This is a genomic window from Vannielia litorea, from assembly GCF_019801175.1.
Taxonomy (GTDB): Bacteria; Pseudomonadota; Alphaproteobacteria; order Rhodobacterales; family Rhodobacteraceae; genus Vannielia; species Vannielia litorea_B.
Genome location: NZ_JAHVJR010000001.1, coordinates 2839852 through 2853661, shown reverse-complemented (window position 1 = coordinate 2853661; position 13810 = coordinate 2839852). Strand labels below are relative to the sequence as shown.

The 13810-nt window shown below is 63.9% G+C and carries 11 protein-coding genes; 5 read left to right on the top strand and 6 right to left on the bottom strand.

Annotated elements, in window-relative coordinates:
* Window positions 1–14: 14 nt before the first annotated feature.
* The 4 genes from dctP (at window position 15) to KUV38_RS13970 (ending at window position 3899) form a co-directional block, all read left to right on the top strand.
* On the top strand, window positions 15–995 hold the full coding sequence (gene dctP / locus KUV38_RS13985) for a TRAP transporter substrate-binding protein DctP (RefSeq protein WP_222470635.1): 981 nt from the start codon (window positions 15–17) through the stop codon (window positions 993–995).
* 75 nt (window positions 996–1070) lie between these two features.
* Window positions 1071–1535, top strand: a complete 465-nt coding sequence (locus KUV38_RS13980) for a TRAP transporter small permease (protein ID WP_222470634.1) — start codon at window positions 1071–1073, stop codon at window positions 1533–1535.
* Window positions 1532–2818: a TRAP transporter large permease gene (locus tag KUV38_RS13975; RefSeq protein WP_222470633.1), complete on the top strand. Its 1287-nt coding sequence runs from the start codon at window positions 1532–1534 to the stop codon at window positions 2816–2818. Before KUV38_RS13980 ends, KUV38_RS13975 begins: the two co-directional genes overlap by 4 nt.
* 169 nt (window positions 2819–2987) lie before the next feature.
* A complete protein-coding gene (locus tag KUV38_RS13970; RefSeq protein WP_222470632.1) occupies window positions 2988–3899 on the top strand; it encodes a LysR family transcriptional regulator in 912 nt (303 codons plus the stop codon).
* 45 nt (window positions 3900–3944) lie between these two features.
* Here KUV38_RS13970 and KUV38_RS13965 read toward each other — a convergent pair whose 3' ends face one another.
* The 6 genes from KUV38_RS13965 to KUV38_RS13940 all read right to left on the bottom strand — a co-directional run bounded on the left by KUV38_RS13965 (window position 3945) and on the right by KUV38_RS13940 (window position 11320).
* Complete coding sequence (locus KUV38_RS13965; protein ID WP_222470631.1) at window positions 3945–4832, bottom strand: TauD/TfdA dioxygenase family protein; 888 nt, start codon at window positions 4830–4832, stop codon at window positions 3945–3947.
* 23 nt (window positions 4833–4855) lie between these two features.
* On the bottom strand, window positions 4856–6172 hold the full coding sequence (locus KUV38_RS13960; protein WP_222470630.1) for an FAD-dependent oxidoreductase: 1317 nt from the start codon (window positions 6170–6172) through the stop codon (window positions 4856–4858).
* Between the two features lie 60 nt (window positions 6173–6232).
* A complete protein-coding gene (locus tag KUV38_RS13955) occupies window positions 6233–8221 on the bottom strand; it encodes a TRAP transporter permease (protein ID WP_222470629.1) in 1989 nt (662 codons plus the stop codon).
* Between the two features lie 88 nt (window positions 8222–8309).
* Window positions 8310–9509, bottom strand: a complete 1200-nt coding sequence (locus tag KUV38_RS13950) for a TAXI family TRAP transporter solute-binding subunit (protein ID WP_222470628.1) — start codon at window positions 9507–9509, stop codon at window positions 8310–8312.
* Window positions 9510–9608: 99 nt separating this feature from the next.
* The gene (locus KUV38_RS13945) at window positions 9609–10049 is read right to left on the bottom strand and encodes an aconitase X swivel domain-containing protein (RefSeq protein ID WP_222470627.1); all 441 of its coding nucleotides are present in this window, start codon (window positions 10047–10049) and stop codon (window positions 9609–9611) included.
* Window positions 10046–11320: an aconitase X gene (locus tag KUV38_RS13940; RefSeq protein WP_222470626.1), complete on the bottom strand. Its 1275-nt coding sequence runs from the start codon at window positions 11318–11320 to the stop codon at window positions 10046–10048. Before KUV38_RS13940 ends, KUV38_RS13945 begins: the two co-directional genes overlap by 4 nt.
* Before the next feature lie 458 nt (window positions 11321–11778).
* On the opposite strand from KUV38_RS13940, the gene KUV38_RS13935 reads away from it, so the two are divergent.
* Entirely contained in the window at window positions 11779–13776 is a 1998-nt protein-coding gene (locus tag KUV38_RS13935; RefSeq protein WP_222470625.1) for a TonB-dependent hemoglobin/transferrin/lactoferrin family receptor, read from the top strand.
* The last annotated feature ends 34 nt before the right edge of the window (window positions 13777–13810 follow it).

Genomic DNA, 13810 nt, shown 5'->3' with positions numbered 1-13810 from the left:
GGGAGGAAAACCAAATGAAGCACATCGCAACCGCTGCACTCGGCGCAGCCATGCTCGCGGCCCCTGCGGCCCAAGCCGCCACCGAAATGCGCTGCAGCCACCAGCTGCCGCCCGCGCACCACATCGCCAAGGTCGTCGACCGCTGGGCCGAAGAGGTCGAAACCCTCTCCGAAGGCGAGATCGACGTGCAGATCTTCGGGGCCGACAGCCTCGTAGGCGCGCGCGAGAACATTGTCGCCACAGCCAAAGGCGATATCGAATGCGCCTTTTCGCTGAACTTCCAGTGGGGCAAGACCCTGCCGATCATGAACGTCACCGTCGCCCCCTTTGCCTTCGGTGACATCGAAATCTGGAAGAAATGGCCCGAAAGCGAGGCTGCCGCCTTCCTCGAAGAAAAACTGCTTGAGAAGGGCGTCAAGAACGTCGTCTGGATGTTCCAGACCAATACCTCCGTCTTCACTACCAATGGTGAGCCGCTGGTGGCCCCGGAGGATTTTGACGGCCTCAAGTTCCGCGGCCTGACCCCGCCCTTCGACGCCTCTTTCGTCGCCCTCGGCGCGACACCAACCGCCATGCCCGGCTCCGAGGTCTATCAGGCGCTCGCAACCGGCGTGATCGACGGAGCTATCACCGACGTGGCCGCCGCCGTCTCGCGCAAGTATTACGAGGTGCAGGATGCCTTCACCGTGGTGCCCGTGCTTTCGGCCTACCTGCACGGTTACCTGAACCCCGAGTTCTACGACGGTCTCACCGACAAGTCGAAAGAGGCACTGCGCGAGGCCGGGCTGAAGGCTTCCGGCTGGGCTATAGAAGCCTCTGTCGAGGCTGGTGCCGCCGGGCCCGAGCAACTCCGCGAGAAGGGCGTGACCGTGCATATCGCCACGCCGGAAGAGAACGCGGCGCTGGAAGCTGTCATGCGCCCGGCCTTCGACAAGGCCTTTGGCGAGGGCGATGCCGACAGCGCCAAGCTGCTCGAACTCCTCGGCAAGATGTGATCGCGCCGCGCGATGCACGACACTGAAAAGGAGGGAGCGCCAGCCGCTCCCTCTCCCCTCTTTCCTGATCGGATCGTGACCGGGTTGGTGCGCCTCTGCGGCGCTCTCTCCACTCTGCTCATCCTCTACGTCTTCTGCCAGATCGTGGTGGCCGTGGTTCGCCGCTACCTGCTCGATGCGCCGCTGCAATGGAATGACGAGATGATCGGCTACCTGCTGGTGGCTCTGGTGATGCTGGGCGCGGCCGAGGCGCTGCGCCGGGGTGATCACATCGCCATCGATCTCGCGACATCGCGCCTCGGCCCGCGCATGGCCCGCGCAAAGGCGGTTCTGGCGCATCTGGCTGTCATGGCCTTCGCCTTCATCGTCGGCCATTCGATCTGGGACAGCATCGCGTTTGCCCGCAGCTTCGGCTCCTACTCGGTTGGCTACATCGAAATCGAAACATGGATCCCCCAAGTGCCGGTGGTGCTGGGCGCGGGCCTGCTGTTTCTCGCCGCCGCGCTTGGCCTGTACCGCACATTGAGGCCACTCTCATGACCCTCGCCCTCGTTTTCGCCGGGCTGATCCTGCTGCTGCTCTCCGGCATCCCGATCTTTGCCGCCCTTGGGCTGACCGCCAGCGCCATCCTGCTGCTGGTCGAGGGTGACATGGATGGAGTTGGCGATGCCGTTTACACGCATCTCAACAAGCCGGTTCTAGCGACCATACCGCTCTTCGTCTTCATGGCGCAGGTGATGATCCGCGCCAAGGTGATCGACGATCTCTACAGCTTCGCCCACACGCTGATCGGCCACATCCGAGGCGGGCTCGGCGTGGCGACGGTCATGGCCTGCACGATCTTTGCGGCCATCTCGGGCTCTTCCGTCGCCACCGCGCTCTCCATCGGTTCCAGTGCCATCCCGCAAATGCAGAAGTTCGGCTATGCCGAGCGCGACGCGCTGGGCGTGGTCGCTGCTGGCGGCACGCTGGGCATCCTCATCCCGCCCTCCGGGCCGATGATCCTCTATGCGATTGTTTCCGAAGCCTCTATCGGGGGATTGTTCCTCGCAGGTATCATCCCGGGGCTCTTGCTGGCACTGATGTTCTCCGGCTGGTGCATGGTGCAGGCCCGCCGCCGCAGCGGAATTGACGCGCCCGACTGGTCCGGCTGGAGCAAGGCAACCGCGGCGCTGCGCCGCTCGGTTTGGGCACTGCTGGCCCCGCCGGTGGTGATGGGGGGCATTTACTTTGGTGTCTTCACTGCCTCCGAAGCTGCCGCCGCAGGCTCGCTCTATGCCCTGCTAGTGGCGGTGCTGGTCTACCGCAATTTCGGGCTGCGCGACCTATGGCACTGCGCCTATGCCACCATGCGGACGTCGATGATGGTTTTCATGATCATCGCGGGCGCGGCGATGTTTGCCCACTCCATCACGCTAGTGCGCCTGCCGGTGGGGGTGACCGAGAGCGTGACGGCTATGGGCCTTGGCCCCATCGGCTTCATACTTGTAGTGATGGCGCTGATCTTCGTGCTCGGCATGTTCCTCGAGAGCATCGCGATCATTCTCATCACCACGCCGATACTGCTCCCAACCATGATCGCGCTCCAGATCGACCCGATCTGGTATGGGGTCCTTCTGATGATCAACCTGGAACTGGCGATGATCACCCCGCCGGTGGGGATGAACCTCTTCGTGATCAAAGGAATCACCAACGCCTCATTGGGGACAATCGTGCGCGGCGCGGCGCCCTTTGTTGCGCTGATGCTTGGCGGGCTGGCTCTACTGGTCGCCTTCCCCGGTCTCGCCACATGGCTGCCCACGGCCGCGGGTTTTGGGCGCTGAGTTCTCTCTGCCCGGCACTGCCCGATCGCCATAAAGCACTGGAACGTAGCGTTCTCCCGGGCCAAGATTGCTGGGCCGGGGGAGGGCGCAGCGCGATGATCGCAGAGAAAATCAAGCGGGCCAATTCTCGGGCCCAAGCATCTAAGGGCTGAGCGAAGAACGCGCCGCCATGACACTTCTGGTCGACATCAAAGCCTTCCTCGCCACCGCCCGCACCGGCAGTTTTTCGGCCGCCGCGCGTGAAATCGGCGTGGCACCCTCCGTCGTCACGAAACGGGTCGGTCGGCTGGAAGATCACATCGGCAACCGGCTCTTCGTCCGCTCCACCCGCGCGCTGGTGATGACCTCCGAGGCTGATCGCTTGCGCCCCCGCCTGCAAATGCTGGTGAGCCAGCTCGACGACGCGCTCGAGGGTGCCGCACCGCCCGAAACCGGTCTCGCCGGTCACGTGCGGATCAAAGCGCCCACTACGCTGGGTACGCTCTTTGCCGGGCGCTCCATTGCCCGTTTCATGGCGCAGAATCCCGCGATCACCACTGAGCTGATGCTGATCGACCGCGCGGTGAACCCGCTCGAAGAGGGCTTCGACATCGCCCTCGGCGGGTTGCCGCAGAGCTTTGCTAGCGTGCATGAAACGCCGCTCTGCTACTATCCGCGCGTGCTGGTGGCCACGCCCGAATACCTTGCCGAGCATGGCAGCCCCAAGACGCCGGGTGATCTGGTGGAACACCGCTGCATCATCTACGTGGCCGCCGGGATGACGTGGTTCTTCGAGAGCGATGGGGGGCCGATCTCCGTCACGGTAAACCCGGTCTTCACCGTCAACGACTCGCGGCTCTTGCACTTCGCCGCCCTGCATCACCTCGGCATCTGTATCGCACCCGGTTTTCTGGTGCAGGAAGATCTGGCGGAAGGGCGGCTTGTGGAGGTGATCCCCGACTTTCCGGTCACACAGCTCTGGTTCAAGGCGATGGTGCCCAACAACAAGCTGCACCGTCCCGAGGTGGCCGCGCTTCTGGAGTTTCTGAAGAAGGAATTCGAGGCGGCGCCTTGGGAAACGGAGCCGGTGCCACGGCTCTGATGTGGAACAACACGGCGGGGCAGAGCGCCCCGCCGCGGTCATGCGTCAGGACGCGAGCGAAAGCTCGGGCGCCTGATCGTCCAGCGTGGTGGTCCGGCGCAACTCGCGGGGCTCGTCGAGGTCAAAGTGGCGGCCACGGTGCAGGGTGGCCCGATTGTCCCAGATCACCGTATCGCCGGTCTGCCACTTGTGGCGGTAGATGAACTGCTGCTGGGTGGCGTGCTCCAACAGATCGGCCAGCATCATCCGACCCTCGGGAACGGTCAAACCGTCGATCTGGCGGGCATGGACGCCGATGAAGAGGTGCTTGCGTCCGGTCGCCGGGTTCACCCGCACGATGGGCCACCAGGCCGGGTCAATCGCGGCTTTCTGTTCCTCGGTGTAGCTGTCGTCGCCCAGCAGGAAGCGAGAGTGCAGCGCGTAATGCTCTGCCTCTTTCCCGTCGAGGAACTCCTTCATCCGGTCGTCCAGCGCGTCATAGGCGGCTTTGAGGTCGGTGAACTCGGTATCGCCGCCCCAACTCGGGTTCCGCACGGAGTGCAGCATCGAGTATTTCGCTGCCGGCTTCTGGAACGAACTGTCGGAATGCCACATCTGGTTGGCGATGTTGTTCAGCACCCGCTTGTCGGTGCGCGGTACCGGCTTGCCATCCTTGCCGATGTTCGAGATATCGCCGACCTCGGCTTGGGTAACCTGCGTATTGGTGTTCCACTTGGCCGTGACCTTCTTGAAGCCTTGGTCCAGCGGGCCAAATTGGCGGGTGAAGGCCAATTGCTGATCGGTGGTCATCGGCTGATTGCGGATGAGCACGATAGAATGCTCGTCCATCAGCGCATCCAGCTCCGCAACCTGCGCGGGGCTGAGCGGTGCGAGCACGTCGAGCCCGCCGGTGATTTCCACGCCAAAGCCGTCTTCGATCTGTCTGGTTTCCATGGTCAGTCTCCTCTCATCACATCTTACGGGGCCACACCGTCGGTGCGGGTCAGGTTGTCGGAAAGCCGCCCTTGCAGCGCGGCCATGTCGAGCTGGTGGACGGAGCCGGAGCCGGCGAGGTCGAGTGCCTGAGCGGCGGCCATGCCCTGCGCCATGCAAGGGCCCATCACCCGGACCGAGCTGAGTGCCGCCGGATCACCGTCGATGCAGCGGCCCACGGCGACGAGGTTGTCGGCCTCTGGGCAGATCATCGAGCCGAAAGGGATGTAATGGGTGTGGTTCTCGTCGAAAGTCTCCCAAACGAAGCCCTCGGGCGCGTTGTGCAGCTCGATCGGCCATGCAGTGCGACCGATGGCGTCGTCGAATTTCTTCTGGCCGACGACCTCATCGACCACGAGATGATGCGCGCCCTTGATCCAGCGGGTCTGGCGGATGCCGGGGAAGCCGTAACTGCGCACTCGGATGTTGCCGAAAAACTCGGGGTATTCGGCCTTCAGCAACTCGATTCCCCGGTCCACCTGCTCCTTGCCGAACTGCCCCATTTTCGAGGCCTCCAGCGGGTCGAGCGGGGTTTCCATATGGGTCATGTTCAGCACCGCCACATCCTTGCCGGGGAAGTAGAAGGCGATGCCGCCGTGGCGCAGCAGCCCGTAGTCCTTGGCCTTCTGCGCGATCCGCTCGGAGAGTTCGTCGCGCTCCGGCGGCTCGACCTCGGTGTTCAGCCCCTCGACCACGCATTGCTGGGTGCCATAAACTTTCTCATCCGGCTCGCGGCACTCCAGCCCGGCAAGATAGGCCAGCGCTGCATCGCCCGAGCAATCGGCAAAGCCCTCGGCGCGTACCGTCACGTCTCCGTAGCGGGTGACCAGTTTGGCCGCGGTGATCCGCCGCCCGTCGCGCTCGACTTCGCGCAGGATGGCGCCGGTGATGGGGATCACGCCCGCCTTGTCGAGCGAGGTTTCGACCCAGCGAGACAGGGCGACCTCGTTGTAATGCACTACGGTCGTCATCGGGCCATGGCGGTAGTAGCAAGCGTCGTTGGCCTCGAGATAGGCCAGCATCTCGTCGGCGATGCCGAAGGTGTAGCGGTGGCCGTGGGTGCCGTTCTGGTAGAGGCCGCAGAAAGTGCCGATGATCGAATTCACCGCCTGCCCGCCGAGCGCGGGGAGGCCATCGACGATGGCGACCTTCTTGCCCAGCTTCGCGGCCTCCAGCGCCGTGGTGGTGCCGGAGATGCCCGCGCCGATCACGCAGAGGTCCACCTCCAGCTCGCGGTGCAGGGTTTCGCCGGTGTGGCGCACCACTGTCGTGGCGGGGTTGATCGGGCGACCGTAAGACATGCGTATAGACTCCGTTGAAATGCTATTTTCGGTGATGCGGGTGGTTGACCCGCCTGTGTGTCAGGTTGCGCTGGCCGGGGCGTCCCGCGCCTCCGCCCGGCTGCCCAGCAGCACCAGCGCTGCGGCGAGGGCGAGGCCGATGGCGGTGCTGGACCATTCGGGGAAGCCGATGATCAGCCCGCAGCCAAAGAGCGGCCATCGCGCCCATCCCGCCAGCCTGCCGCGCCAGGGTACGTAGCCCTCGGAGGCGGCGGCGATGGTGATCACGGCGAGGATGTTCAACGCGGTCCAGATGACCGTCAGGTAGAACGGCCCCTGTAGGATGAGCGCCGGCTCGAACAGGAAGAAGATCGGCACAAAGTAGAGCACGATTCCTAGCCGCGCCGCGTGGACGCTGGTCTTGATCGGGTCACTGTCGGAGATCCGTGAGGCGAGGAAGGCCGCCAGCGCCACCGGCGGGGTGATCGCGGCGAGCGAGGCGTAATAAGCGATGAAGAGGTGGATCGCCAACGTGTTGAGGCCCGCGATCTGCTCCAGTGCCGGGGCGAGGGTAAGCGCCAGCATCAGGTAGGCGGCCACGATCATGCCCAGCATCCCGAAGATCAGACAAACGCCGATCCCGATGGCCAGCACCGGCACGAGGCCGTCGCCACCCATCCGCACAAGGCTGGCGGCAATCACCGGGGCCACGCCGGTGGCCATCAGGCCGCCAAGGATGAAGCTGGTGGGCAGCAGCAGGCCCATGGTCTGACTGAGCAGCTTGGTGATCTGGTAGAACAGTTCGGGAATTCGGTTCGGCCGGATGCGCAGGCGCGGGTGCAGGGTGGTAAGCACCAGCAGCAGGGCCGAGGCATAAAAGGGCGTAAGCCGCTCCCAGCGCATAAAGACGAGGCCCCAGACGAGGAAGGCGAGCACCACGAGGAACGGCCAGCCATCCTTAAGCACCGCGGCGACCCGGGGCAGGTCGGCCCGCTTGAGGCCTTTCAGCCCGTTGCGGGCGGCAAAGCCGTCGACGTGGCAGTAGAGGCCGAAGTAGTAGAGCAGCGAGGGGATCAGCGCGGCCAGCACGATCACCCGGTATTCGGTGTTGGTGAAATCGGCCATGATGAACGCCACCGCGCCCATCACCGGCGGCATCAGCATGCCGCCCGTCGAGGCACAGGCCTCGAGCGCGCCAGCATAGTGGCCCGGAAAGCCCGCCTTCTTCATGCTCGGGATGGTGACCGAGCCGGTCGAGACCACGTTGCCGAAGATCGACCCCGAGAGCGAGCCGAAGAAGCCCGAGGCCAGCACGCTCACTTTGGCCGCCCCTCCCCGCGAGGTGCCCATCAGCGCCATCGCGAGGTTGAGGAAGAAGTCTGCCGCGCCGGTCGCCACCATCAGGGCAGCGAGGATCAAGAAGCCGATGATCAACTCGCCCACCACCCGCGTCACCACGCCCAGCATCGCGTCACCGGAGAAAACGTTGAAAGCGATGGTGCGCGAAAGCGTCGTCGGCGGCCCCCAGAGGATGCCGGGCATGAAGAAGGCGTAGACCGGGTAGAGCGCCAGCGCGATGACGATGACGAGGAAGATGTATCCGCCGGAGCGCCGCGCGGCTTCGAGGATCAGCAGGAAGATGGCCGAGGCCACCACCAGTTGCCAGGTCTCTTTGACCGGAACCCAGGTGCCAAACACGAGGCCGCGCGCCTGGTAGGCCATGAAGAGTGTGAGTCCGCAGATCGCGATGGCCGGCAGGTAGCTTGCCCATGTCACCCGGTCTTCGCTCGTCCAGGCCGGGAGCAGCAGGTAGACGACAGGCAGGAACGCGGCCATCAGCAGGAAGTAGTAAGTCAGATCAAGCATCGGGACGATGGCGAAAATGTAGGCCACCGAGAGTGCGACACCGCTGGCCGACATTGCCAGCACCAGAGCGCGCACCCAACGCGGCATCGAGAGCCAGCGTTCTTCGGCCTGATCGCGAAAGCTCTGCGGCACGGCGGCGGCTGCGGCGGCCGCTTCGGCCTCATTTGTCAGAGCGCTGGTCTGGGGTGTCTGGTCGGTGCTCATGTCTGGCCCTTCGGCGCAATGGCCGGTGTGTTGGGTTGGAGATTTTGCCGCCCGCATCTCTGGGGGAATGCGGGCGGCAGGTGAGGGTTCACTCGATCGAGAGAACCATCTCGCCATAGGTCTTGCCGCCGCTCGCGGCCTCGCGCTTGGCAGTCCAGAGCTCGGTGAACTCGGCGCTGTCGGGCGATACGTCGATGCCCTTCTCTTGCGCCTCCGCCAGCGTCTCCTGCCATAGCGCTACCCGCTCCTCGGCCAAAGCCACCAGCTTGTCCTGCCGAGCCTGATGCGCGTCGGTCCAGACGCCCTTTTCCTTCAAGTAGCGAATTGCGCCGTCATGCACCGGCTGAAGCGCGCCAACATTCAAGAAGTTCTCTAGGCTCGCCATTGACATCATCTTTGCGTGTGTGAAGTCCTTCTCGAAGTCGCCATGGTGCTCGTCGAGCCACTTGGACAATCGGTAGACGAACTCCTCATCGCCATCGGCCATCACGTGGTTGGCCTGAAAGGCGTGATCCATGTTCAGCCCTTGCGAACTGGGCACACCCGAGGTGATCGTGGCCGGCACGTAGCCCGGCTGGATCGCGCGGTATCGGTCAAAGGCTTCCGGGTCGGCTTTGCGTTCGGGCAGCGGTAGCCAGCGGATGCCCTGCGGGTTGGCCTCGGCCTCGTAGCTGGTGCCGGAGAGCGGCGAGGTGAAGGTCACATCGGCGCGGCCTTCCACAGTGATCCGGGTGTTGGCGCCGTAGTTGCCCACTTCGACAAGCTCCACGTCATCGCGGCTCAGGCCACGGTAGGCCAGCAGCGCGTCCACGCCTGCCACGAGGAAAGAGGAGGAGGGCGAAAAGGCGATGCGCGTGCCCGGGCCGATATCCTCGAAGCTTTCGATCTCGCTGTCACCGCGCACCATGTAGCCCCAGGGGGTGATCATGTTCATCACCGCCACACGGCTGTCGGAAGGCCCGCCACTGCTGGTGGCATAGCCTTCGTTGGCATCCATCAGGTCAAAGTAGTCGCTGGCCTGCATCATCGCGACCAGCCCCTCGCCGGTGCTCAGCCACTCTGCGCGGGCATAGCCGTTGGGGGCGGGCAGCACCCTGGCACGACTGGCGGTCTGGGCCGAGAACTCGGCAGTCCAGGCCACGGCGAGCGAGTGGTTGGCGGTGCCCACAATGGGGGTGATGACCGAAAAGTAATCGGGCCATTCGTAGTCCTGTGCAGAGGCGCTTGCGGTGGTCAGCCCCATCGCAAGAGCGGCACCTGCCAGCAGGTGGGTTGCGCGTTTCAACATCTGTTTGGTCTCCTCCTTGTTGGTCGGGGCGGGTCTGCCCCTTTCTTCCGGTTGGTCCGGCGCGACACCCTCCCAGGTGCGCCGGTCCGGTCATTTCCCTCAGCCCGGCGGCTTGGTGATGGTCACGGTTCCTGCATCAGCATCGACCTCAACGAGATCACCGCTCTCGATCAGCTCGAAGGGGTCGCCATCGAGATCCGTCACCGTGGGCACCCGTGTCACCACCGCGCCGAGCGCGATCTTGGTGGTCATCCGGGTAAAGATCATCGCCGCCGGGGCGGTGCCGTTCAGGCGGCACATATGAAAATAGGCCGACCAGCCCGAGCTTCCCTTGGCGCCGGGAAAGACCAGCACCTTGCCGACAAAACTCTGCCCGTTCAGCTCGTGGTGCAGTTCGATCACCGAGCCGTCGCGCTCGTTGATCCCGCCCCAGCCCGAAATGGTCTGCGTGGTCACCAGTGCTTCGGCGCGGGCTTTGCCACCCACCACCTTGCGGCCCCGCAGGGTGATGACGCGCGGTGGTGCGGCAGTCTCGCTCATTGCACCACCCCCAGCCATTCACCAGCTACGGCGCTATCGACGCATTGTTGCACCGAGCCGAACCAGCCCTGCACCTTGCCGATGGCGGGCAGGTAATGCGCCTGCTTGGCGCTGTCGGTCGCGATTACGCGCACGCCCTTTGGCATCCGCCGCGAAATCGAGGGGCAGGTGTCCGACATCACCTCACCGCCGGCGGCACGGATGATATCGGTGTAGCCGGAGCGATCCGCGATCTGCCGAATGGCGCGGGGGGTGTGCACCCAGAGCGCTGTGTCGGGGTGGATCTTCCGCCCTTCGAGCAACTCGGCCACCAGCGACATCTGCTCAATCGAGTTGTGCGGGCAGCCAAGCATTACGAAATCGAGCTTACGGTCGGTCGCGTTCTGCAGCCGCGCCCATGTCCGCCGCTTCTCGGCCTCACCGAAGACAATGGCTTCGGGCCGGGCCGCGCCGCCAAAGGCCGCGTCCATCGTTGGCGCTTCAGGAGTGATCCCCGGCAGGTGATACATCTCCACCCCGCCCGAGGAGGCGGCAGCGGCGCCGAAGTGCTTGAGCTTCATCAGGTCGGGCAGGTGGGTCAGCCCCTCGAACGCAGGCTTGTTCTCTTCCACCTCGAAGCCGGTGAAGTAGCCGAGCACGCCCCAGTCGGCCATGTCGTTCACCTCGGTCTCGACCCGGATCAACCGGTTGGCAAAGCGGTTCTCGGGGCGGTGCAGGCCCCAATAGGGGATGCGTCCGGTCAGACCGGCGGCACCGGTGCTTTCTTTGCCCTCAACGTTGGTGCGCGCGCCCAGAACCGAGTTGCAGTAGATCACCGCAGAGCTCTCCATCCAGGCGCAATGCTCGCCCTGCACCGGTACGTTGCCGACCTGATAGGGCGTGCAGGTGCACATCATGTTGACGCCGCGCTTGCCTAGGTATTTCTCGCCTGCGCGCTGCATCTCCACCAGCGCGGGGTCGGCGCCTTGAAGTTCGTGGTTGTCGAGGTCGATCCCGGTGATCAGCTGGCAGGTCGGGACCGCCATGCGCGGCACATCCACTACTTCGTCACTATCGAGGTTCAGCTCGGAGAACACCCTGTCGAAGCCCTCTTCGGCGAGGCTGCGCACCGAGGGCGTAGAGGCATTGTAGGCCCCCGCCACATTGCGCGTTTCCACTAGGCGCTCGGCGCCCAGTGCCTCTCCATATCGGATCAGAAGGTCCATCGAACGGGCCACCGCGGGGCCGCTTGAACCGTCGCGCATGGCTTTTTCGGTGTCAGTTAGCTGCATCTCTCCTCCCAAGGAATGCTGGCTGTTCGGACAGGCTAACCCCGGCAATCTTTCTTGATAACAGAGAAAAATGACTATCAGTTTTCGCGATGCGAGAAAGGCGGGATGCTTGGCCGCGCCCACGCAGAGTCTGACGAGCCCTTCCAGTCGCCCGCGCACTCTGGTCGATCAGCGGCTTGACGCAAGTGCGAAAAACCTGCGGAGCTGCAACTGAATTGAGCCCCCGTTTGCCGCGCCGATCTGCGGGCGCGGGGCTTTCCCGGTGTTAACTCCAGTCACTGAAACCCGTTTGCCCCAAAGCCGACCTCTAGCCTCCTCGCGGCATCGGCGCGTCGATCTGATCGATTCCGATAAATCAGTATACTTGACAATTTTTATCAGATTTCTTAGTGCCCGATCAGCGCAACCCACCCTACCGGCAGGCCTGCACAGAGCAACGCATGGCGGAAGGGGACCAAATGCGCCAATTCTCACTCTATACGACCACGGCAGCCGTAGCACTCGCGGCTCCTGCTTGGGCGCAGCAAAGCGCCTTCACACTTGACCCGATCTACGTGGAATCCGCCGCACGGACCGAGCGTCTCATCCTCGATACACCGGTTTCCGTCACAGCAGTGGACGCCGAAAACCTGCTCAACAGGCAGGCTGGCGATTTTAACGAGCTTATCGGCGATATCCCGGGCGTCACCATCGGAGGCGGCCCACGGGCGATCGCGCTAGAGCCCAACATCCGCGGCTTCACTGACGATCAGATCGTGCTGCGTTTCGATGGCGGGCGTTTCAACTTCAACCAAGGTCACCGCGGGCGCTTTTTCCTCGATCCGGCACTGGTCAAGCGCGTCGAAGTGGTGCGCGGCGGCGGCTCCACGCTCTACGGCTCCGGCGCGCTGGGCGGGGTCATCTCTGTTGATACCGTCGATGCCGATGATCTGCTGGAAGAGGGCCGCACCATCGGCGCTCGGGTCGGCATGGGTTACTCAACAAACGGCGGGCAATGGTCGGCCAACACCGCTGTCTATGCAGACTGGGGCAATTGGGATGCGCTCATGTTCCTGGGCACCCGCGACACCACCGACAATTACACCTCCGGCGACGGCGCCGACATTCCATTCTCCGAGCTCGACCAGCAGAATGCCATGATCAAGCTCGGCTTCGAGCCTTCCGCCGACAGCCGGGTCGAGTTCAGCTTCTCCGACTATCACGACAGCGCCCTCACGCTGGCCTCGGCCAATGGCGCGCCCTCCAGTTCCAACCCGGAGGTGAACCGCGAGGCTGATGAGCAAAGCTTCCGCTTCAGTTGGGACTATGCCCCCGAGGGCTCCGATGCGTTGGACCTTTCCGTGCTCTTCTACGGCGACCGGCTGAAGATCACCGAAGACCGCGTAAGCGCCCCGCGCCTCGATGAAACCACCTACGACAGTCTCGGGCTGGAGGTCATCAACCGCTCCCGGCTCGATTTCGGGGTGCCAGTTGAGGTGGTCTACGGGCTTGAGGTCTTCAAGGAGAGCCAAGAGGGCACACGCGATGGCGCGCCCCGCTCCACCTTCCCGCCCGCTGAGGCAATGACGACCGGGATCTTCGCCGAAGCCACCTTTGAGCTGTCACCGCAGTTCGACCTGATCGCGGGGGCCCGCTACGATGCCTACAACCGAAAGCCAGGCGACGCTTCGCTCGCCGATGTCGAAGAAGAGTTCTTCTCGCCCCGCATCGGCGTCAGCTACCGCCCCAACGAGAATTGGCAGGTCTTCGCCAACCTGTCCCGGGCTTATCGCGCGCCTTCTTTGAGCGAACTCTACAACGATGGGCTGCACTTTCCGGGCAATCCCTTCGGCTTCCCGCCCGACAACTTCTTCGTTCCCAACCCGGACCTGAAGCCTGAAGAGTCCACTCAGTTTGAAGTCGGCGCCCGGTTCGAAAAGCGCGGCTTCCGGCAGACGGACGACAAGCTCAGCTTCTCGGTCAGCCTCTACAATGCAGACGTGAAGAATTACATCGAGCAGACGGTCGATATCTTCGCCGGCACCACCACCTCCGACAATGTCGATGGCCGGCTTTGGGGGATGGAGGCCGAAGCCCGCTACGACACCGCCGCATGGTTCGTCGGCGGCGGCCTCTCCATCGCCCGGGGCGAAGGTGATGACGGTGATCCGCTGGCCTCCATTCCGCAAGACAGGCTCACACTGGAGGCGGGTTACCGCCCCGACGAAGACTGGCTCTTCGGCGCCCGCGCCACCTTTGCCGCCGAACAAAACCGCGTGCCGTCCACTGGTGTTGCGGGTGAAAGCTGGCAGACCCTCGATCTCTACGCAGCATGGACCCCGAGCAGCAAGGCAATGGCTGGCAGCAGTTTCCGCGTGGGCATCGACAACGTCTTTGACCAGCAGTACACGATCTACCCCAACGAACTCGCCCAGCCGGGTCGTTCACTGGAGGTCTCTGCCGCCTTCACGTTCTGAAGTCGTACCAAAGGGACAAAAAGAACCGCCGCGT

What these genes read in the sequence shown, in the direction of transcription:
- dctP (WP_222470635.1), top strand. Translation starts at nt 15, where the DNA reads ATGAAGCACATCGCAACCGCTGCACTCGGCGCAGCCATGCTCGCGGCC.
- KUV38_RS13975 (WP_222470633.1), top strand. Translation starts at nt 1,532, where the DNA reads ATGACCCTCGCCCTCGTTTTCGCCGGGCTGATCCTGCTGCTGCTCTCC.
- KUV38_RS13970 (WP_222470632.1), top strand. Translation starts at nt 2,988, where the DNA reads ATGACACTTCTGGTCGACATCAAAGCCTTCCTCGCCACCGCCCGCACC.
- KUV38_RS13965 (WP_222470631.1), bottom strand. Translation starts at nt 4,832, where the DNA reads ATGGAAACCAGACAGATCGAAGACGGCTTTGGCGTGGAAATCACCGGC.
- KUV38_RS13960 (WP_222470630.1), bottom strand. Translation starts at nt 6,172, where the DNA reads ATGTCTTACGGTCGCCCGATCAACCCCGCCACGACAGTGGTGCGCCAC.
- KUV38_RS13955 (WP_222470629.1), bottom strand. Translation starts at nt 8,221, where the DNA reads ATGAGCACCGACCAGACACCCCAGACCAGCGCTCTGACAAATGAGGCC.
- KUV38_RS13950 (WP_222470628.1), bottom strand. Translation starts at nt 9,509, where the DNA reads ATGTTGAAACGCGCAACCCACCTGCTGGCAGGTGCCGCTCTTGCGATG.
- KUV38_RS13945 (WP_222470627.1), bottom strand. Translation starts at nt 10,049, where the DNA reads ATGAGCGAGACTGCCGCACCACCGCGCGTCATCACCCTGCGGGGCCGC.
- KUV38_RS13940 (WP_222470626.1), bottom strand. Translation starts at nt 11,320, where the DNA reads ATGCAGCTAACTGACACCGAAAAAGCCATGCGCGACGGTTCAAGCGGC.
- KUV38_RS13935 (WP_222470625.1), top strand. Translation starts at nt 11,779, where the DNA reads ATGCGCCAATTCTCACTCTATACGACCACGGCAGCCGTAGCACTCGCG.